General features: G+C 69.5%; 24 protein-coding genes. 7 read left to right on the top strand and 17 right to left on the bottom strand.

Annotated elements, in window-relative coordinates; all coding sequences use genetic code 11:
* Positions 1-59 precede the first annotated feature (59 nt).
* A complete protein-coding gene (locus OG413_RS20690; protein WP_266807580.1) occupies positions 60-458 on the bottom strand; it encodes a hypothetical protein in 399 nt (132 codons plus the stop codon).
* A gap of 235 nt (positions 459-693) precedes the next feature.
* On the opposite strand from OG413_RS20690, the gene OG413_RS20685 reads away from it, so the two are divergent.
* The 4 genes from OG413_RS20685 to OG413_RS20670 are packed head-to-tail and all read left to right on the top strand — an operon-like array spanning position 694 to position 4,710.
* The gene (locus OG413_RS20685; RefSeq protein ID WP_266807578.1) at positions 694-1,350 is read left to right on the top strand and encodes a hypothetical protein; all 657 of its coding nucleotides are present in this window, start codon (positions 694-696) and stop codon (positions 1,348-1,350) included.
* A 22-nt stretch (positions 1,351-1,372) separates the two neighbouring features.
* A complete protein-coding gene (locus tag OG413_RS20680) occupies positions 1,373-1,918 on the top strand; it encodes an ImmA/IrrE family metallo-endopeptidase (protein ID WP_266807577.1) in 546 nt (181 codons plus the stop codon).
* Positions 1,919-1,933: 15 nt separating this feature from the next.
* A complete protein-coding gene (locus OG413_RS20675) occupies positions 1,934-3,136 on the top strand; it encodes an MAB_1171c family putative transporter (protein ID WP_266807575.1) in 1,203 nt (400 codons plus the stop codon).
* Positions 3,133-4,710 (top strand): amidase family protein, encoded by a 1,578-nt coding sequence (locus tag OG413_RS20670; protein WP_266807573.1) that lies wholly within the window; start codon positions 3,133-3,135, stop codon positions 4,708-4,710. The genes OG413_RS20675 and OG413_RS20670 overlap by 4 nt, the downstream gene beginning before the upstream one ends.
* 140 nt (positions 4,711-4,850) lie before the next feature.
* On the opposite strand, the gene OG413_RS20665 is transcribed toward OG413_RS20670, so the two are convergent.
* From OG413_RS20665 to OG413_RS20590, 16 genes are all read right to left on the bottom strand, one after another.
* Positions 4,851-5,363 carry a hypothetical protein gene (locus tag OG413_RS20665; protein WP_266807571.1) on the bottom strand — a complete coding sequence of 171 codons (513 nt, stop codon included), beginning with the start codon at positions 5,361-5,363 and terminating at the stop codon, positions 4,851-4,853.
* Positions 5,364-5,466: 103 nt separating this feature from the next.
* The gene (locus OG413_RS20660) at positions 5,467-5,919 is read right to left on the bottom strand and encodes a hypothetical protein (RefSeq protein ID WP_266807569.1); all 453 of its coding nucleotides are present in this window, start codon (positions 5,917-5,919) and stop codon (positions 5,467-5,469) included.
* Positions 5,920-5,981: 62 nt separating this feature from the next.
* Positions 5,982-7,049: a phosphoadenosine phosphosulfate reductase family protein gene (locus OG413_RS20655; protein ID WP_266807567.1), complete on the bottom strand. Its 1,068-nt coding sequence runs from the start codon at positions 7,047-7,049 to the stop codon at positions 5,982-5,984.
* A gap of 72 nt (positions 7,050-7,121) precedes the next feature.
* On the bottom strand, positions 7,122-7,448 hold the full coding sequence (locus tag OG413_RS20650; protein WP_266807566.1) for a hypothetical protein: 327 nt from the start codon (positions 7,446-7,448) through the stop codon (positions 7,122-7,124).
* Positions 7,449-7,521: 73 nt separating this feature from the next.
* Positions 7,522-7,920 carry a hypothetical protein gene (locus OG413_RS20645; protein ID WP_266807564.1) on the bottom strand — a complete coding sequence of 133 codons (399 nt, stop codon included), beginning with the start codon at positions 7,918-7,920 and terminating at the stop codon, positions 7,522-7,524.
* Positions 7,921-7,990: 70 nt separating this feature from the next.
* Entirely contained in the window at positions 7,991-8,899 is a 909-nt protein-coding gene (locus tag OG413_RS20640; RefSeq protein ID WP_266807562.1) for a hypothetical protein, read from the bottom strand.
* Between the two features lie 100 nt (positions 8,900-8,999).
* Complete coding sequence (locus tag OG413_RS20635; RefSeq protein WP_266807560.1) at positions 9,000-10,532, bottom strand: hypothetical protein; 1,533 nt, start codon at positions 10,530-10,532, stop codon at positions 9,000-9,002.
* 107 nt (positions 10,533-10,639) lie between these two features.
* Positions 10,640-11,548 carry a hypothetical protein gene (locus tag OG413_RS20630; RefSeq protein WP_266807558.1) on the bottom strand — a complete coding sequence of 303 codons (909 nt, stop codon included), beginning with the start codon at positions 11,546-11,548 and terminating at the stop codon, positions 10,640-10,642.
* A 115-nt stretch (positions 11,549-11,663) separates the two neighbouring features.
* Complete coding sequence (locus OG413_RS20625; protein ID WP_266807557.1) at positions 11,664-12,293, bottom strand: hypothetical protein; 630 nt, start codon at positions 12,291-12,293, stop codon at positions 11,664-11,666.
* Between the two features lie 94 nt (positions 12,294-12,387).
* Positions 12,388-12,954 (bottom strand): hypothetical protein, encoded by a 567-nt coding sequence (locus OG413_RS20620; protein WP_266807555.1) that lies wholly within the window; start codon positions 12,952-12,954, stop codon positions 12,388-12,390.
* A gap of 68 nt (positions 12,955-13,022) precedes the next feature.
* Positions 13,023-13,475 (bottom strand): hypothetical protein, encoded by a 453-nt coding sequence (locus OG413_RS20615; RefSeq protein WP_266807554.1) that lies wholly within the window; start codon positions 13,473-13,475, stop codon positions 13,023-13,025.
* Between the two features lie 71 nt (positions 13,476-13,546).
* On the bottom strand, positions 13,547-13,966 hold the full coding sequence (locus OG413_RS20610; protein WP_266807553.1) for a hypothetical protein: 420 nt from the start codon (positions 13,964-13,966) through the stop codon (positions 13,547-13,549).
* A 153-nt stretch (positions 13,967-14,119) separates the two neighbouring features.
* Positions 14,120-15,841, bottom strand: a complete 1,722-nt coding sequence (locus OG413_RS20605; RefSeq protein ID WP_266807551.1) for a hypothetical protein — start codon at positions 15,839-15,841, stop codon at positions 14,120-14,122.
* Positions 15,842-16,051: 210 nt separating this feature from the next.
* Positions 16,052-16,474, bottom strand: coding sequence for a hypothetical protein (locus OG413_RS20600; protein WP_266807549.1), 423 nt, complete (start codon positions 16,472-16,474; stop codon positions 16,052-16,054).
* 89 nt (positions 16,475-16,563) lie between these two features.
* Positions 16,564-16,830 carry a hypothetical protein gene (locus OG413_RS20595; protein ID WP_266807547.1) on the bottom strand — a complete coding sequence of 89 codons (267 nt, stop codon included), beginning with the start codon at positions 16,828-16,830 and terminating at the stop codon, positions 16,564-16,566.
* A gap of 96 nt (positions 16,831-16,926) precedes the next feature.
* Entirely contained in the window at positions 16,927-17,127 is a 201-nt protein-coding gene (locus OG413_RS20590; RefSeq protein WP_266807545.1) for a hypothetical protein, read from the bottom strand.
* A 262-nt stretch (positions 17,128-17,389) separates the two neighbouring features.
* On the opposite strand from OG413_RS20590, the gene OG413_RS20585 reads away from it, so the two are divergent.
* The 3 genes from OG413_RS20585 (at position 17,390) to OG413_RS20575 (ending at position 19,265) form a co-directional block, all read left to right on the top strand.
* Positions 17,390-17,890 (top strand): hypothetical protein, encoded by a 501-nt coding sequence (locus OG413_RS20585; RefSeq protein ID WP_266807543.1) that lies wholly within the window; start codon positions 17,390-17,392, stop codon positions 17,888-17,890.
* Positions 17,891-17,952: 62 nt separating this feature from the next.
* Positions 17,953-18,381, top strand: coding sequence for a hypothetical protein (locus OG413_RS20580; protein ID WP_266807541.1), 429 nt, complete (start codon positions 17,953-17,955; stop codon positions 18,379-18,381).
* A gap of 38 nt (positions 18,382-18,419) precedes the next feature.
* Positions 18,420-19,265, top strand: a complete 846-nt coding sequence (locus OG413_RS20575; RefSeq protein ID WP_266807539.1) for a hypothetical protein — start codon at positions 18,420-18,422, stop codon at positions 19,263-19,265.
* Positions 19,266-19,375: the final 110 nt, after the last annotated feature.

The raw sequence follows: 19,375 nt of genomic DNA, 5'->3' as shown, positions 1-19,375 counted from the left end.
GGCGTTTCTACCAGCGGCTCGGGCGCTCCAGATGTTGATTCACCTCACCCCTGTGGGGTCTATCGGCCATCCGGTCGAACCACCGGTACGGACGCCCAGGTGGCGAAGCCGCCCCCGTCCCCGCGGTATTGCCCCAGGTCTTCTGCGAGTCCGCGTACGAGGTAAAGGCCGGGCTCCTCTTCGGGCGTGGGCAAGGTGCTGTGCATGTTCCCCACCGACACGGTGACGTGCGTGCCGTCGAAGACGACGCTTCCGAAAACATCCGTGCTGTGACGGTCCCGGGCGGTGATGTCGACGAGCTCCGTGACCACTGCGAGCACATCGCGGCCGACCACGTCGGCGGTCGGCGTGCCCTCCAGAAGCATGGGCAATGTCCGCCGGACGAACGCGGTGGCGCGTACGTGAGCGTCTGCGGGCTTGACCTCTGGGCCGACGGCGAAGGTGATCGTGCGATCCATGTTGAGCTGCTGCCACAGGTGCGACGTCGTTTCCTGACGCCGATCGGTGGGGGAAAGCCTCACGTATCCATCCCGTCGCTTGAGCACCTATGCGAGTGATAGCTCGATTCGCCCACCGTCACGGACGGGCGCCTGCTTGCGCAGCGCGCACCGCCTGCACCCGAGGCAGAGCGAGCAATCTGAGTTGCTACTGTAAGCGGAACATTAGCTTCCGTGTACGTGATGATGAACTCAGATGAACAACGAAGGGGGAGTCGCCGTGACCCATGCCCACGGGACGCAGACTCCAGAAGAGGGCCCCGCGGGGGGCAGCTTCGCGGAGCAACTCGACTTCCTGTGCAAACACGACCCGCGAGGGCCGTTCACCAACCCGCAGGTCGTACGAATGCTGGAGGAGCAGGGCCTGCCCGCCTTCTCCGCCACCTACATGTGGCAATTGCGCAACGGCCGGGCCGACAACCCGACGAAGAAGCACATGGAAGGGCTCGCAGACTTTTTCGCGGTGCCGAGGGACTACTGGTCAAACCAGGCCACCGAGCGATCAATGAACGCCGTGATCACCCGGCTCAACAACTTCAAGGAAAACGGGGCCACCCCAGATCAGTTGCACCAGCAGCTCAAGAAGATCACGGAGCGGATGAGCGAGGGCGTCACATCCGAGGCCCTGATCGGACAGCTCGAAGAACTGGCCCGGTTGCAAAAGGCAGGAGTCACCGCAGCTACCCTGAAACGGCTGCAAAACTCGCGGGTCACCGCAATCGCCATGCGCGCGGCCGACCTCTCAGACGAAGGTCTATCCGCCGCGGCGGCCATGATCGAACAGGTACGCCGGCTCGAAGGTCTCCCTCCCGAGCACAACGCCTCGTCCGAAAGCAGCCCAGAGGAAACCTGACGATCATCGCGAGGAGCGATCCATGAGGCGCCGCTCACGCCGCACCGCCCGTGCCGAGCCACCGACCTTGGCGGACCCGGTACTGGAGGAGTGCCGTAGCTTCGTCCGCTCCCTGAATCTCCCTCGCGTGAAGAGTGTGCGCGAGATGCGCGGCTTCATCGAGGAGCTGATCAGCGAGCCGATCATCATCACGCCGGGGAAGACCACTGGCGGCAGCACCCCGTGCGGCATGGTGATCAAGAGCGGCGGGATCAACTACATCGGGTACGACCCCGACACCAGCCCCGCCCACCAAGATTTCATCATCGGCCACGAGTACGGCCACCTCCTCAAGGGCCACCGTGGCATCGCCACAGCCGTGACCCCGGACAACGGGATCATTCTCGGCGACATCGAAACGGACCTGTGGGCCACTGTCCTGGGCCGTACGAACTACTCCGAGACGATCGAGCGGGAAGCGGAAGGCATCGGCTCCTTCCTCCAAGCACACGTCATAACCAGCCGCCCCGCTCCTCAGAGCGAGTCGGCTGACCGCATCACGCGCACGCTCATGCGTCGCGATGACTGACCTCAGATAAGAACCGTGAAAGACATACTTCACCCGCTGTGCCTGTTCATCGCAGGCACCGGCTTCCTGCTGCTCCTGCGCGATCTACGCACGGGCTGGCGGAACCCCGATCAGCGGGATCCCGCCCTGATCGCCCTCGCCTTCACGTACCTCTGCTCAGCTCTCAGCTACGTGATCTCCATGACCCCGGTATGGGTCCGCATTGACGGCGTATTCGGGGTGACCAATATCGCCGTCCCTTTGGCGCAAAGCTTCGTGGTGCTCGTCTTCGGCCTACAAGCATCAGTCCTGGCATTCTGGACAAAACCGCCAGCAGACGCGGCGCGGCGCACCCGCTGGCTTCTCGCCGGATCCTTCTCGGTCATCGTGATGATGGCGGCCCTCTTCGCCATGCTCACCCCCGTTTCGCAGCGGCCCACGGATTTCACGCTCTACTACGCCCACGACCCCGCCTTCCAGGCGTACCTGCTGCTGTACATGGGGACCTACACGGTCGCCGAGATCTACCTCGCTCGCGTGTGTTGGAAATACGCCGGAGAGATCACCGACCGGTGGATCAGCCGCGGCCTGCGCCTGATCGCCGTCGGGGCCGTCATCACCCTCGGGTACAGCGGCATCCGGCTCAGCGCGATCCTCGGGGCCGAGATCGGGTTCAGCGTGCGCCCCCTGGAGCCCTACGCCTGGATCTGCGGCGACGTGGGCGCAACCTTGACGCAAATCGGGTACTTCATACCGATTGTCGCGAGTACGTTTCTCGTCGCCCGGCGCAGTCGTGACGAGCGCCAGCAGCACCAGGAGCTGGAGTCACTGTGGCGGACGGTCTCTGCCGTCGAACCGGGCATCGTCCTCGTCGAGCCCACGCACAACGTCAGCGACCTCTCCTTCGACCTGTACCGCCGAGTCGTAGAGATCCGTGACGCCCAGATCGCGCTGCGCCCCTACCTCGACCCCGATGTCCGAGCCAGCGCCGAGATGCAGCGCGCCGCCTGGTGGCGGCCAAGGAAGCACCGCCTAGCCGCCGTCACCGCCGACCAGATCCGCGCCGCCCTCTTGCAACGCCACCACGGACCGGTGGAGCACCCGGCCTCCTACGCCGATGCGGCCCTGAACACCCCGACGACGCAAGAAGACCTCCGCCACCTCGTACGAGTCGCCCGCTACTTCACGGCCCCCTCGACGATGCCCAAGGCCGAAACCGCATCAGGAGCCCGTACGTGAACCGCAGAACTCTCCTCGCCACGGCCGCCGGCACCGTGGCCGCTGCCTCCCTGCCGAAGGCCGCCTTCGCGGCCACTGGCACCGCAGAAGCCAAGGACGTCATGAACAGCACCGCCCCGTACCGCTCCCCCGCACGCGCCCAGCTCGCCGCCCTGCGGCACGGCCGCATAACCGCCCGGGGCCTCCTGGACCAGGTCCTCGCCCACCACGGCAAGATCAACCCCGGCCTCAACGCCGTGGTGACCCTGGACGCGGCCAGCGCCCGCGCCTCCGCCGATGAGGCTGATGAGTATCTGGCCACGACCGGCCGCACCCTGGGGCCGCTCCACGGCCTGCCCATCACGGTCAAGGACGCGCTGGAGACCCGCGGCCTGCGAACCACCTGCGGCAGCCCCGACCTGAGCGGGCACGTCCCCAGCACGGACGCCGACGCCGTGGCTCTGCTCCGACAGGCCGGAGCCATCATCATCGGCAAGACGAACACACCGGCCATGTGCCAGGACATCCAGACGTCGAACACCCTCTTCGGGAAGACGAACAACCCCCACTCCCCCAAGCACACCGCCGGCGGCTCCTCCGGCGGCCCGGCCGTCGCCGTCGCCACCGGACTCAGCGCTCTCGAAATCGGATCCGACCTGGCCGGGTCGCTTCGCCTGCCTGCCGCCTACTGCGGCGTGTACGCGCTGCGGACCTCTCGCGGGGCCTCGCCGATCGTCCCCACCCGCGGTCACATCCCCCGCCCGCCCGGCTGGCTCACCAGCTCGGACATGCTCACCCTCGGCCCGATCGCGCGGACCGCCGACGACCTGGACCTGCTCCTGGACGTCCTCGCCGCGCCGTCCCCGGCCGACGGCGCCGCCTGGAGCATCGACCTGCCCGCCCCGACGAAGACCACCCTGGGCCGGTTTCGCGTGGGCCTGTGGGCGGATGACCCGTTCTGCCGGGTTGACGCCGCCACCCGCACCCTCATGGATCAGGTCGCCAAGGCCGTACGCGCGGCCGGGGCCAGCCTCGACGACTCCGCCCGCCCCGTGGACTTCGCCGAGAGCAACGGCCTCTTCGAGCGCCTGATGTACGCCACCTCCGCGGCCACCTCCAGCGACGAAGCGTTCGCCGGTGAAGTGAAGGCGGCCGACGCCGTCGCTGACGACGCCCCCTCCGCCCTGTACCTGAAATCGCGCACCATGCGGCACCGGGACTGGGCCCGCGCCGACGAGGACCGGCACGCGCTCCGCGCGAAGTGGGCCGGGTACTTCACCACGCACGACGTGCTGATCACTCCTGCCGCACCGACCGCCGCTGTCCTCGACCAGACCTCCGTCCCCTCCCAGGACCGGTACATCACCGTGGACGGAGAGAAGCGCAGCTTCTTCGACCAGACGAGCTGGGTGAATCTCAGCTCGCCCGTCGGCCTGCCCTCGGTGGTCATGCCTACTGGGCAGACGAGTGACGGTCTGCCGCTCGCCATCCAGATCATCGGCCCCTACCTGTCCGACCGGACCGTCATCGGTGTGGCGAAGCTCCTGGCCAAGGTGCTCCCCGCCGCGCCGGTCGCTCCCGCCCTCACGGCCTGACCTCTCCGGGCGCGCCCTGCCTTCGCGGGGGTGAGGCGGAGCGCGCCCGCGCAGCAGGTTCGACACGAGGACCCCGGCACACGTCCGTGCCGGGGTCCTCGTTCATCGCCGTGGCTTGCGGCATTTCCAGGTGGCGCGGCCTACGGGCCGGGCGTGAGCGGCGGCTGCTCCACCAGGTCCGCGAGCGCGGTCCGCTCACTCGGCCACGGCCCGCGTTCGGTGTCCCGGGACGGGTCGGCCGGCAGCGCCCACCACTGCTGCGGAGCGCGACGTACGAGGCGGAAGCGCAGCCCGGCCCATCGAGGATCGCGAGGCAGAGCCATCCAGGCGTTGCGGCCGAGAGTCCAATCCGGGCTGCCGATGTCCTTCGCAATCTGCGCCAGCAGGTCTCGGCGCCGGATGTGCGCGAAGACGAGCCCGGAGTCCGGATGGGTGCTCAGGTGCTGCACCCATGACGCGTACGCATCCGGGGACAGGTGGTCCATGTACGGTCGCGCGGTCCACTTCGGGGCGCTGGACCGGTAGTAGTGGTGCACCACCAGAACCACCCCGTCGATGTCGGCGTACTCCACCTCGCGGTACTGCTTCTCCTGCGTCGGCTGCCCGGTCATCGGATCGGTGTAGCCCAGGCGGATTTTGTCGGTCCTCTGCATTTCAGTCCCTTCGGTCCCTCCGTGGCCATGGTGCCGGGCGGCACTGACACCGCCCGCCCGGCCTCCAGCACTGGCTGCTTCCGAGAGCAGCTGCCCCCACCGGTCACCACAGACCGGTTTGCCCGGCGTCTTCGATGGCCTGCCGCTCCGCGGCTGCCCTCTCGGCCTTCACCTGCTGGTGCAGCATCGCGACGAGCGGGGCCTGCCGCGCCGCCTCGGCGCGCTTGCGGGCCTGCAACTCCTGCGACGTCGCCCACCGCACCACGATCTCGTGGTCCCCGAGGCCAGGGGCATCGTCCGTGACGGTGCACTTCACGTACGGCCGCTCCAGGCGGTACCGCATCTGCGCCAGGGTCATGAACCAGTCCGGGCCGTAGGCGCCCGCGATAACGACCAGGGCTCCGTTCTCGTCCAGGTGCTGCCGTACGGCGAACCCGTCGCTCTCGTGCCGGCCGGGCCGTCCTTCCTTCTGCTCGGCCTCGGACAGGTGGAGGTTCGGCAGGCCAACGGCCGCGAGGTGTCCGGCGATGGTGTGCTGACGGGTGGTGCGGGACATGGGGGGGCTCCGTTCGGGTCTGGGGCCGGTTGCTCTCCGGCCGGGGGTGGTGCGGGCGGCGGTCAGGCCGCGAGGCCGAGACGGGTGTGGTCGACGCGAGCGAGGTAGCGGCGGGTGGCCTTCTTGCCGACGTAGCGGGACAGGGCCGTGCCGCGCGGCGGACGGCGCAGCTCCCCGTGCTCGGCGTCCAGCGCCTTGGCCCGCTCGACGATCGTCCGCATGGACAGGCCGTTCTTGAAGTCGGCGCCGACCTTCTTCTCGACCGCGATGTACTGGGCGGCCTTCTGCGGGCGCAGCCGGGCGGCGAGGACGGCGTCAGCCTCGCACCCGAGGACGCAGAAGGAGCAGGACAGGCGGCTCAGGCCCCAGTCGTACGCCTCGTGGTACGGCAGGCCGGAGCGGGCGATCTCCTTCCAGACCTCCGCGTCCGTCCACCCGTGGATCGGCCTCCACGTCGTGATGTGCCTCCTGCCATTGCTGGCCGGGCGGTCGATCTCGACGGCGGCGAGCTTCGCCCGCGGCGCCGATTCGGCGGCCCGCTGGCCCAGGCAGTTCAAGAGGCGCGCCGGTCGCCCCAGGTCGCCTAGTTCGGCGACGAGACGCGTCATCAGCTTCCGGATCGGGCCTCGCTTCAAATCCGATGTACACCATCTAGCTGCGGAAGAAGGCCAGGCCGGGGCGATCTTTACGGTGCCCGGGTCGGTGCCCTGCTCGCGAGCTTCCCTCTCCGCCTTCGCCTTCAGCGTGAAGAACCGGGCGACGGTGCGCGCCAGAAGGTCACCGCCCTCGGCCTTGACCACCTCGAAGCGGACACCGAGGAGACGTGCTTGTTCCTCGGCGAGCTTCCGGGTATCCGTCCACTCGATGTCCCCGAGGTCGGAGTGGACGATGACGACACGGTGCAGCAGCCCGAGCTTGGCGGCCAGGGCACAGACGTGTGAGGCCATGGCCTGGCTGTCCTTTCCGCCGCTGGAGTTCAGGAGGATCCAGTCGGCGAGACGGAGCAGCGCGGTCGGGATGGTGGTGGCTGGCGCATCCGGGACGGAGGAGTGGATACGGCGGGTGCGCTTCGGCTTCGGCACGGGGGCCGGGGAAATCTCGAACAGGTCGAGCTGGGCGGCGATGGGCATAAGGTTCCTCGGCACAGAAAGAGCTGGGCAGGGGGTGCCGGGGCGCGGTGACGCGCCCCGGCCGGGGTGGAGCTAGGAGGGGTTCTCGACAAACCACTCCGTGCGCTCGTTGCCCTGGACCTCCCAGACGTCGTACCGGTCGGTCACCCAGCCCTCTCCGGGCTGGTACTTCCGCGTGCGCAGGAAGGACGCGGGCACCGGGCCCCCCGCGCGTACCTCGTCGAGGTTCAGGACAGTGCCGGTCCACACGTAAGCGGTGCGGCCGGTCAGACCCGGCAGCTTGCGGGACAGTCCGCTGTCGAGTCGGACGCGCATCCCCAGGGTGCGCACGATGTCGCCTGCGGCGAGTTCGCTGGTGTTCTTGATCGTGACGGGCGTGGAGGACGTGACGGTGTTCATGGCTACCTCGTGGTGTGTCGGCAGGATGGGGAGGATGGGGCCGGGCGACGGTCTGCGTCGCCCGGCAGGATGGTCAGGCGGAGAGTGCGGCGCGGGCGTCGGTGTCCCAGGCGGGTACGGGCAGGCCGAGTTCGGCGTAGCGGGCGGCGCGCTTCGCGGCCTTGCCGGGGCCGGAGTACGGACACCCCTTGTGGCGGCGGGGCGGGGCGGGGTGGGCGCCTTTGCGCTCCCGCATGTGGCTGTAGAAGACCTCGATGTCCTGGCCGCACAACAGGTCGGTCAGTCCCCACCGGTGTTCGCTGCCCGGGTAGCCGTTGTGGACGCCTGCGCAGCGGGTACGGGTGCAGCCCTCGGGTTCGGTGACGGTGCGGGGGGCGTAGCCGAGTTCGAGCATCCGGAGCCACGCGGCGGCGAGGCCGTCACGGTTGCGGCGGACGTCGGGCAGGAACGAGGACAGGTACGGCGTGCTCATGGTGCGGGTGCCTTTCGAGGGCGAAGTGGAGGGAAGAGGGCCGGGGCGGCTGGTGCCCCCGGCGGGGCGGTCAGGCCGCCAGGTCGAGCAGGGGAACGGCGCTGTCCTGCCGCCAGTCGGTCAGGGAGGACAGGAGGCGGTTTCGCCAGGCGACCGCGTACTTCGGGCAGTTCGAGCACGTCTTGTGTGTGCAGCCGGGCAGCGGGGCGTGGCGGCGGGCGTTGAACGACCACGCCAGGTAGTCGGAGCTGTAGAGCAGGTGGTGAACCTCGCGCAGGCCGGTCACCTTGAAGCCGAATCCGTGCAGGCGGATGCCGAGCCCGTGCAGCCGCTCCACGATCCGTACGGCTTCCTTCGTGGACTGCCGTCGGCACACCGAGCCGAGACCGACCAGCGGCTCAAGGGTGAGATCGACGCCCATCGCGGCGTACATGTCGACGCACCGGAGGTAGTCGTCGAGTGTCCAGCCCTGGAGGACGGGCATCCAGGGGAGTTCGTCGTCGAGCCACATCAGGTTCAGGTACGAGGCGACGGTGCGGCACTGGTGGTCGTAGACCGTCCTGCCGGTCTTGGCGAGAATCTGCGGCTCGCACATCTCGTCCTGGATCGCCGCGCGCTCCAGTTCCCCGATCTCGTCGGTGTACCGGCGTACGGCGGCGGCGTACTGGGCCGGGGGGACCGTCCACCGGCCGTACAGGCTCAGCTCCGTGAACCCTCCCGAGTCCAACATCCACGAGGTGACGGCGCGGGGGAGGCTGCGGCGCCCGGCGAGACGGCGGTGTGAGACGCACAGCGGCACGGCCATGCTCCCGCCGAACTCGGGCCGCTCCAGCCATGACGGCTGATGTGTGCCCAGGTAGGACCAGCGGTCGGTCTCGCCGTACTGGAGGTAGGTGCGGCCGGGGTCGACGGGGCCGGGCGGCAGTATGGGGGTGGTCACCGCGGATGCGGGTACGTCGAAGAGTGCGCAGGACTGCACGAGGCGTCCCTTTCGGTTCGGGTCTGTGTTGGCGGTTGCTCTCCGCCAACAACCCAAATATTACAGCACGCGTCGCCACGGGTCTACTTGGCCCACGAATTCAGGCAGACAGCTCTACCGCCAACGCGCGCTGTGCTTTCCCCAGCGAGCGCACCGGCACCGGCCCCACGGTGCGGTCCTGCTGCCGCACGACGAGCGGGCGGACGGGCTCCCACCGTGTCCCCGCCAGGCCCGTCACCTGCGTCCACTTCGCCTCGAACCCGGCGTCCGGTCTCTTCGCCGTGCGCTGCTTGTCCTCGACCCCCACCGGGGCCGCCACCAGGTACGCATCGGCCGAGGGGTACCCCTCTCCGGCCTCCAGGTAGTGGACCCGCCGAATCATCGACTCCCCTGTGCGCAGCCGGGCGCCAGCTTCACGCCCCCATCGCAGCAGGGTCACTCCCGCGTCGAACCGGGAGCCTTCCCACACCGTTCGCACCGACCGCCACGCCTGGCCCTTCGCCTGCTCGCCCCGGCACGCCGGATCGCTTCCGCCGCACTCCGGCGCGTGCCCGCCTCCCCTGTGGCGGCGCCGGCACACCGTGGTCGGCTTCGTGCGGCACCACCACCGCGGCGACGAGCACCGCTTGCCGTGCTGGTTCCGGCAGTCCTTCGTCCGACCCGGCAGGTACAGGCGCCGCACCTCGTACAGCGCGAACGGCACGGCGTCCAGAGCTTCCTCGAATCGGGTCAGGACTTCATCGTTCCGCGCGTCCTCGGTGAGCTGCTGGTACAGCGACCGCTCCCCGTACAGCGCCACCTTCTCGTTCAGGGCCTGCGAGGTGTACTCCATCATCAGCACCGCCGAGCCGATCGCCGGGTGGTCCCTCAGCCTCTCCTCGTGCCGGTCCCTGGCCGCACAGGTCAAACTGAACGGGCACTGTGCGCAGTAGGACTTGCGGATGCGCTCGCCTAGCCTGGCGTGAACGTACGTTTCGACCGCGGCCCGGTCCATGCCGTCGGTGTCGATCAGCGGGTAGTACGGCTCGTACACGACACGACCCGCCTCGGCGTTGATCCGCTCCTGGATCTGCGTGTCCTTCTCCGCCCGGTCGCGCTCCCCGGCGTGGTAGCCGATGACCCGCCGGAACGACGAAGCGCCGAACTCGTAGAAGGCCCAGGCGTCAAGCACCCACCCCTTGAAGCGAATGGAGCACGTCCGCCGCCCCGAAGCCATCTGGGGCACGGTGCCGGCCGCGCACAGCTCCTCCGACAGCCGCCATGGGCCTGCCTCCCAGATGTGCCCCGGCGTACGCGTGTCGTCGAGAATCAGCACGCCGTCGGAATCCCGGCGACCGCCCCGCGATAGCTGGACCGTGCGTACCTTGCGGGCCGCGAGCAGCGGCAGGACCAGGCGGCGCACGTACGAGAGCGAGTCCGGCCACTCATCACCGGTCACCGCGTGCACGACGATCAGGTCGGACAGGTCCGGTTCCAGGCCGTACGCCTCCGGGTCGGCCAGGAACTTCAACAAGATCGCCGTCGAGTCCGCGCCGAGCCCGTACGAGAGGACCGTGGGCCGCTTACCGACCCGCACGGGTACGGGGGCTGGAGCGGGGGGTGTGGGCAGGGTGAACAACGCGGTCTGGGCCATGGCGGACACAGGGAAGGGCCTTTCAGTTCGGGTCTGGTCGGCGGTTGCTCTCCGCCGGGACAGGGGGGCCGGGGCGCGCGGTGCGCCCCGGCTACGGGATGGAACGGCTACGGGCGGCCGGGGCGGCCGAGGTGGCGGGCGGTGCCCGTCCGCTCCTCCCGGGGGAGCATGGAGCGGTCGACGAGCGGGCGGGGGACGGGGCGACCGTAGGCCCCGCTGCGCCAGGCGGTCGCGCCATTCATGCCGGACTCCCGGATAGCGGCTTCCTCAACGCTCTCGCTCCACTCCCCACGCAGCGCCGTCGTGCGCAGGTAGGGGAACCGGCGGCGGATGCCCGAGCTGCGCGTACGGGCCAGGCGGACACGAGCGGCCCTGGCCGGCCCACCCGCCCTGGACGGCACAGGCAAACCACCCCGGACCCGACGAGGCGCAGGGCGCAGCTCATCCACGGGCACGTCCTGCTGAAACTCGGACCAGTGGCGCCAATACCGCAACTGCACGCGTACCGTGCCGTCAGCCATCGGCCACCCCGTGATCCGCACAGGAGCGTCCGGCTGCCCTGCCCGCCTCCACAGACCCCATATGCCCACCGGGAGCCTCAGGGTGAACGCCGGGGCCCGGAGCGGCATCCCCACAAGTTTCCGGCCGCGCGTAGTGATGTAGGGCGCGCCATTGGTCTTCCAACAGTCGGTGGCTCCCACGAGCTGTCCGGCGGGATCCCGGAAGACGATCAGGCCGTCACGCAGGAGGCCGCGTCCCGCCGCGTAGTCCAGCCCGGACACACTTCCCGTCTCCGGGTCGGCGTGCTTCAGTGCATGGAACCGGTCGAGCGGCAGAAGCGCCGCCCACCCGATGTCGGTGAGCCACCGCAGCCCCGTCCCGGGGTCGGTACGTATCCAGTCCTGCGGGAACGAGTCGAGGACTCGTCGGGAGGTGCCGGCGGGCAGGCGGCCTCCGGTGTCGATGGCGGCGAGCATGGCTCTGCGCTGCCCTTTCGTCATCTTCTGGGGGGCCAAACACAGCAGGCTTTCAGGCAGCACGGGGAGGGCCTTTCGCTTCGGGGCTGCGGCGGTTGCTCTCCGCCGCGATGGAAGCCGGGGCACGGCGCACGGCCGCGCCCCGGCCGGAGGGTCAGCGAGCGGAACGGTTGAGGTAGTCGGCGATGACTTCGGCGGCAGCCACCGAGTCCGCATCGCAGTCCACCAAGCCGCCGTCGCCGCTGACGAACAGCGGGTCGCCGACGGGCTCCCCGTCCTCCCCGTGCGCGAACAGCGACCAGCCGGTGTGCGCGGCCGGAACGTGCTCCACCGAGCCGTTGCGGTCACCAATGGACAGGTGCGGGCGGATGCGAATGCCCGCTGCGGGAGCCGCCGGGTCCATGGAGATGGCGTAGGTCATGCCGTTGTGGTCGTCGTACGAGGTGATGCCGTACTGGGTGAGCGCGGCGAGCAGCACGGCTCCGGCGGAGGGCCGGGGGTCGGTGAACCACTGGGCGACGGCCTGCGCGCATCGGGTGATGTCGTCCTCGGGCACGTCGTACACGGTGATGTCGGCGAAGTCCGGGGTGCCGTCCGGCTCGTAGGCGATGGCGCTCCACCCCGGCACCATGCTGTCGGGCGGGGTCAGCACGACGTGTTCCCCCGACAGGGCCCTTTCCTGGGAGACGTCGGCGGGGTGCGCGATGAGCAGCCCCTCTTCCGTGTCGAAGTAGCCGGGGACACCGACGGCGGCAAGTGCTTCCAGGGCAGTGGTGGGGAACATGGGGCTTCCTTTTCGCTTCGGGCCTGATTGGCGGTTGCTCTCCGCCAACAACTCAAATACTACAGCGCGCGTCACCCGTATGCCAGGCGGGCGCCTACAGGTCGCCGGGCGCGTCGGGGTGCTCGGGGCACGGCCCGTACTGGCCGGTGCGGGTGCGGGGGTGGACGTGGAGGCGGCCGGAGAGGCTGCACCCGGACTGCGGGCCTTCGTCGCAGTTGATGACGCAGGTGCACGAGTCCTCGTCCACGACGGGGTGCGGCGCCGGGGCAGTGAGGGCGGGGACGTTCTTGACAGCCCTCCGCGCCAGCCATCGCACGTACCGGATGCCGACGTGCCGCGTCAGGTCCTTGACCAGGTCCTCACCGAAAATGGCCAGCTCGGGCCAGTCCGCGACCACCTTGGCGTACTGCTCGTCGGTGAGCGGCGGAACCCGCCACGCTTCCGGCCGGGAGACGCCGAGGTTTCCGGTCATCGTGCCGTCGATCACCTGCCACGCCTCGAACATCTTCCTGGCGATGCCGTCGCGCTCGTCCGAGCGGTCGATGTGCCAGCCCAAGGTCTCCGTGGTGCCGGCTGCGCGCGCCAGGTCGGCGTTCGCCTGCCAGGCGGCGGCCTGCTCACGGGCGACGGTGAGCGCGGTGTCTATGTCGCGGGGGTTCATCGTTGATGTCTCCATTCTGTGTACGGGGCCGCGCCGCCGGGTCGGGGCGGCGCGGCCCTTGTGGGGTGTCAGGCGGTGCGGTGAGCCTGCGGGAAGCCCGTGATCAGGCGGCGGCCGAGCTCGGTCACGTAGGGGGCGCGGGCCGCACGGCGGATCTCGACCAGGCCGTCACGGTGCAGGGCCTTCACCGTCGGCCTCAAGGTGCCCTCGGGCAGGCACCCGTCCGGCCCCGCGCCTCGGAGCGCGGCGTCTTCTGCTTCGGTGAGGAGCGCCCGGCGGCCACGGCTGTTGATGACCAGGAAGGTTGGGCCGTCGTATCCGAGGAGCCGTGCGCCCCATGCGGCGCGGTCATTATTGGTGACCTCGGTGACCCAGCGGGCGCCATGGATAGCGTCCAGGACTCGGCCGTTGGTGCCCTCGGGAACGCGGCCCTTGTTGTTGGCGAGAGCGGCAAGCAGCGCGCGGCGGTGTGCAGGGGTGGGGATCTTGCGTACGGCCGGGGTCTCGGCTGCGGTCGTCATGTTGATGGCCCTTCGGCGCTTGAGGGGCGGGGCGCAGAACGGGGTACCGTCCTGCGCCCCCGGGGAGAGGATTAGAGGACGTCGGTCTCGTCGTAGAAGGTCGTCATGCCGCCGGTGAATCGCTCGCGCGCCATGGGGAGCGTCGGCGCGGTGTACTCGGCACGCACCTGTCGCTCGTACTCGGCGTCCGAGACCAGGCGAACGGTGTGGTCGACGGTGCGGAAGCCGACGACGCTCCACTTCTCGATGCCGTACCGCGTGGCGTGGGTGACGGGGTCGATGTACTCGACGAGCCGGATGATCAGGACGGGTCCTGCTTCGCCGTTGATGACGGACTCGCGGAGCGTCTTGCCGCCCAGGATTTCGAAGGAGTACACCTCGTTGTGCTCCGGCGCGATGTCGACGGGGCCGAAGTCGGCGAGGACGGTGCGGAGCGGACCGCACATGGCGGTGAGGTCTTTTACCGTGGGCAGGGTCAGGGTGATGGACACGTTGGTCCCTTTCGGTTCGGGTCTGCGTCGGCGGTTGCTCTCCGCCAACAACTCGAATACTACAGCGTGCGTTGCATTGGGTCTAGTCGCCCTTGCGAAACCTAGCCATTCACCATCATCGCGCCGCGCGCTGTGGCGAAACGGCCCGTCTGACTAGTTGGTCCGCATGTTGGTCAGGTGCGGCCCGACGTACCCGACGACCAGGCGGCCGGCACCTTCGCCTCGCGTCCCCTTCACCTCGTCCAGGAAGTACACCCTCGGCGCGATCCGGCCCCGGGCGTTGATTTTCAGGTGCGCCTGCATCTCCACGAACTCCCCATCGGGGAGCGGGAACAGCCGCTCATGCCCGTACTTTTCCATCGTCGGCCCGCTCTCCGTCATCGCGACCTGTCGGACCGGGTACGGCTTCGCGCCTGCCGGAGGAGTCTTGCAGAAGTGGTAGAAGCTGCCGTTGAACCCGTCCTTCACCGCCGCTGCGTAGGAGTCGAGCGCTACCAGCGCCGTCCAGCCCTTCGCCGCCCACGTACGCGACATGGGATGTTCGTCCAGCCCGACCGCGATCCGCTGGTCTGCGGTCACCGTCAGGTGCTCCAGCTCCCCCAGGCGTTCCCACACCTCCTCGAACGAGGCAGGCATCGGCAGCCCTTCGGCCACCTCGACTGCCTCCTCGAAACGGCCCTGGCGCAGCAGCAGAAGCCGGAGCCGGTCCGCCTCGACGCGCGCCTGCTGCAACGACTCCAGGGTTGTCAGGTGGTCTTCGACCTCGTTGTCCCGTTCGGCGATGACGGCCTGGAGCTGTTCCTGCATCGACGTCGTCGTGCGCCCGGCCAGCGCCGCGGTCCGGTTGAGTTCCGACAGCTCCTTGTCCGCCTGCTCCAGCAACCCGTTCAACAGGGTCACCTCGGCGCGCAGCTCCTCGTCGTGCTCGCCCGCCCTCTGTGCGGGTACCGCGGTGAGGAGTCGCGCCTTGTCCATGGTTTCGCGGCGCTCCTGCCGGTGCTGCTCGGCGACGCGATCGGGGAACGCAACGGTGGAGAGCTGCCGGGGCAACGGGCGCTCCAGTGCGAGGGCGTGCACGCGGCGGGCGACACCGCGCCACATCTGGTCCGCCGGGTCGGTCCATCGGGCGGGGCCCATCAGCCGATGCCGGGCCGCATCCGGTGCCCACGCCGGATCGACATCCGGGAGGAAGGTGCGCAGCGTGCCGGGGCCGACTCGGTGGTCATGGCCCGTCGCCTCCCGGAACGCGTCGACTGCGGCAAGGTCCCACAGCAGGTAGGTCGATGCGTCCCCGGCCACATCCCGCATAGTGCCGGCCACACGGTCCGACCACAGCCGGTTCGGCTGCGTGGGCCGCGCCGCCACAAGGGTGGGCATCTGCCGTTCTGGGTCGCACAGCACGTCGACGAGGGAGTGCACGCGGTCGTGGGTCACGCGCAATGCGTTGACGCTCAGCCGCGACAGGCCGTCGTACGGTTCCAGCTCCGCCACCAGGTCCCGGATAAGGCCCGGCTTGCCGGTGCGGATGGGCTGCGTGGTGTTCGGGAAGCACTCCAGATCGACGCTCACCGTGCCGCCGACGTCGGTGGTGGAACGGACGGCGGTCACGGTGGTCCGCCACGTCGCCTCCGCCTTGTCCTCGCGGAGTTGGATGCGGGTGGCGTACTCGGTGCCCCCGTCGTCGTAGGCGGCCTGCGACAGCAGTAGCGATGACTCGTCGAGCGCCTGCTGTCCGGTGCCCAGCTGCACGGCAGTGTGCGGGAACTTCTTCTTCAGCCACGCCCCGGACACCCATCGGACGGTGTCGAGGAGGGCGCCCGCATCGGGGACGGCGAACACGGAGCGGTGGGCAAGAGTGCTGGCAGGTGTACTCACTGAAACCTCAACCTGGGGCAGGGCCTGGTACGTGACCAGACCGCTCGGATGGCCCCGCACGCAGGTCAGAGAGCCTATGGGCGGGCTGCGCCTGCGTGCGGGGGGAACGGGGCAAGGTGGCCGAGTGTCGACCTTCGGAGAGAGGGCCGGGCCGAGTGACGGATCCCCCGCCTGGAGTGGCGCCCACCGAAGGACGGGCGCCCGGGGTGGTCACGAACCGAAGTGGCTTCGCCCGTCGTGGTGCAGGTGGATGCCGTTGACCAGCTGTAGGTGCTGGGTGGCGTCGTAGTCCTTCCAGGTGTGCGCGGCCGTGTCCCAGCCGGACGTCCCGACGATCCAGCCGTAGAAGTAGCCGGTGCCGTACCGCTCGTACTGGCCAAGGCCCTGCTGGTCGGGGTGCGCGGCAAGGACTGCCTCGAACATCGCCCGGATCGCGTGCGTCTCGTACGTGTCGGGGCCGAAGCGGCGGGACTCGAAGTGGCCGTAGCCGTAGTCCCTCACCTCCGCATGGGAGGAGACAGTCAGCCGTGCGGCGACATCGTCAGGCAGGACCGCGACGGGCCGGTCCCACCGATCGAGCGTGACGGTGACCTGTGTCGGGGTCAGGTTGGTGGCGGTGCTCGGAAGAGTCATCAGAACGGGTCCTTAAGGAGGGAGAGCGGAGGGGATTTCGCGAGTTTTGAGGGCCCTCTATGCGCGCGCACGCGTAAGAGCGCGCTGTTTCACGTTGTTGGGGCTGGTGTGGCGGGGGTGGCCCATGTGGTGGTGAATTCGTGGATGGTCTGCCAGCCCTCAGCGATGTAGGGCGTGGGGTTGGGCACGAGCGTGCGGACGCGAAGCAGTGCGACGCCGTCGGCGTTCCAGAACCACTCGAAGTAGAAGGGGCGGCCGTTGATGTAGAGCGTGTGATTGGCCTGACCGCCGCCGCGGCTGTCGGTGAAGTGCTGGGGGTGGATGCGCTTGCTGATGGTGAAGGGCTGCGTGGACATGGGAGTCCTCCTGCTGGTGGTGGGAGTTGTGCCGTACCGGGCCATCGGTAGGACCGGGGCACCGCCCGCCGCGAGGCGTCGGGCGGTGCTGGTCCGTCAGCGCTTTAGGGCGTTTACGGCGTCGACGGCATCGATTGCGACGACGACACGCACCGACAGGTTGTGAGTCCAGTACGCGTCGAAGGCCAGACGCTCACGCTCGTCCTCGGTAGCCGGGGTGAGGAGAACGCCGTGCACGCGTCCGTCCTGTACGAGGACGGTGAAGGAGCGGGGTGTGTTTTCCGGGGAGACGGACATGGGTGTGCCTTTCGGTTCGGGTCTGCGCCCGGTTGCTCTCCGGGCTGTCGGCGGGCGCCCCGCCAACACCTAAATAGTACAGCGCACGTTATCCAGATGGCAAGCAGCCCCCCGAGTGGCGCAGTTACCGCACAAAGACGGAGCGATCACGACCCCTGATGACGTGCGCTGTACTTTTCTTCGTGGGATGTGTAGCGTTCCGATCGCACCACCGGCCCGGAGAGCAACCGGGCCAACAGACCCGAATCGAAAGGCACTTCCCATGCGCAAGCTGCGCTCTGCCGTCCGCAACTCCCACCCCGCGGCACTCCTTGCCGCCGGGCTGGCCACGGCCGCCCTCGGGCTCGTCGGAGTCGTCTCCAACGCGGACGGCGCCGGGGCGGCCGGCACCGATCGCCCCGCCCCCACGACGACCGTCACCGCCTACGACATCCGGACCGGCGGGGCGGCCGAGCCGCGCGGGGACGACAACCGCGACGGCCGGATCGACGAGGACGAGAGCGGCTGGAACTGCCACACCATGGGCAATGAGGTCTGCGGCCCCCGCAGCGTCCCCGCCGAGTGCGAGGGCGCAGGCTCCGCCGCCGGGCTGTGCGTGACGGTAGCCCTCCGCCCGGCGTACGCCTGGACGAACCCGGACGGCTCCCACGTCAGCATCCCCGACGGGCGCGCCCAGCTCCGCGACCTGGACGAGACGCCCGGCACCCCGCCGTTCACGGCCGCGCTGCGCGCCCTGGACACCGAGTGGCGCGCCCACCACTGACCACCCACCGTCGGGGCGCAGCCGCGCCGCTGCGCCCCGGCCCCACCTTGAAGGGGACTCCCATGCCCGCGTTCTTCGACCTTGACCCGACGGTGCGCCCGGTGCGCCTGACCGCCCGCCCGGCTGACGCCCACCCGTACGACTTCGATCCGGCTGCCGTTCGCATCGTCCGTGTCGACCGGGTGCAGCACGGTGACGTGGTGCTCGGAGAGGTCTACGACCACGCCCCCGGCCACGCGGCCGAGGTCAGCTACCTGCCGTACGGCTGCATCCCGTACGCCGCCCGGCCCCGCCCCGTCGATCCGGCCTGCCCGTGCGAGCTGTGCAGACAGCACCGCACCGACCCGTTCACCTACCTCACCGACCCGATCGCGCTCACCGTCTGGCCGCGCGGGGAGCTGGGCTTGGACCCGGTGTGCCAGCTCAACAACGCCGACGAACTTCTCCTCGTCGTGCCCGCTCGCGGGCTCCCCGCCCACACCGCTTCCTGATCGCCCCCGCCCCCGCCCCCGCCCCCGAAAGGTTCCCCATGCGCACCCTGATCTCTGCCGGCTCCGAGACCCTGACCATCTCCGACCGGCCGACCAGCTCCTACTTCACGCCCCTGCCCCACGGCCTCGCCCTGGACGACGTTGTTGCCGTCCGCGCCCATGAGGTGAAGGCCGGTGACCTCGTGGTTGCTCTGTTCTCCGACGGGACCGGGGTCCGCCCGGCCGTGCACGTTCCCGAGGCTTTTCCGGCCGACCCGCACGCCTTCGCCGACTGCTCGTGCCGGGGGTGCCAGGAGTGCGATGACATGGACTCCTGGACGTTCGTCGACGACAGCCGCGTGGCGGACGTTGGTTGGAGGTTCGTGTGCCTGGCCCCCGCCGAGGACGACGAGCCGTGCGTCCTCGTGCTGCGCAACCGGCCCATCGCCGTCATCCCTGCCGACATCGTGGCGCGTGCCGAGCAAGCCGCCGCCCCGGCGGCCGAGGAGCGTGCCGAGCAAGCCGCCGCCCCGGCGGAGGGCGGGCGCACCTACACCGTCGGGTGGTTCTCCGAGTTCGAGGTGTCCACGCCCAGGGAGGCCGCCGAAGCGGCACAGGCGCAGATGGAGGGGTACGGCACGGCCAATTCGTGGGCGCCGGTCCTGGAGGTGATCGGCCCCGACGGCGAAACGGTCGTGATCGACCTGGAGGACGGCCAGGAGACACCCGCCGAAGGGGGGAGCAGCGCGGGCGGCAGCCGGGTGTTGCTGACCCTGGACGCCGACGACAGGAAGCTGATCGCCCGCCTGCTCGAAAACGCCGCCCTGGGTGGCGCGCTGCCGAACGGCAGCCACGCGCGTGCCGAGCGGCTGATCCGCCGCTTCCAGCACCAGCGCATGTCCTGACCCGCTCCTCCCGGCCGGGGCGCAGCCGCGCCCCGGCCCTCCCCCGCACTGCCCCAAGACAGGAGAGACCCGTGTCCAGCAGCTCTACCCCCGCCGTGACGAATGGCTCA

Source organism: Streptomyces sp. NBC_01433, assembly GCF_026340105.1.
In the GTDB taxonomy this organism is placed as follows: domain Bacteria; phylum Actinomycetota; class Actinomycetes; order Streptomycetales; family Streptomycetaceae; genus Streptomyces.
The sequence above is the reverse complement of the archived record's forward strand: the minus strand, read 5'-3'. Positions and strand labels throughout refer to the sequence as shown.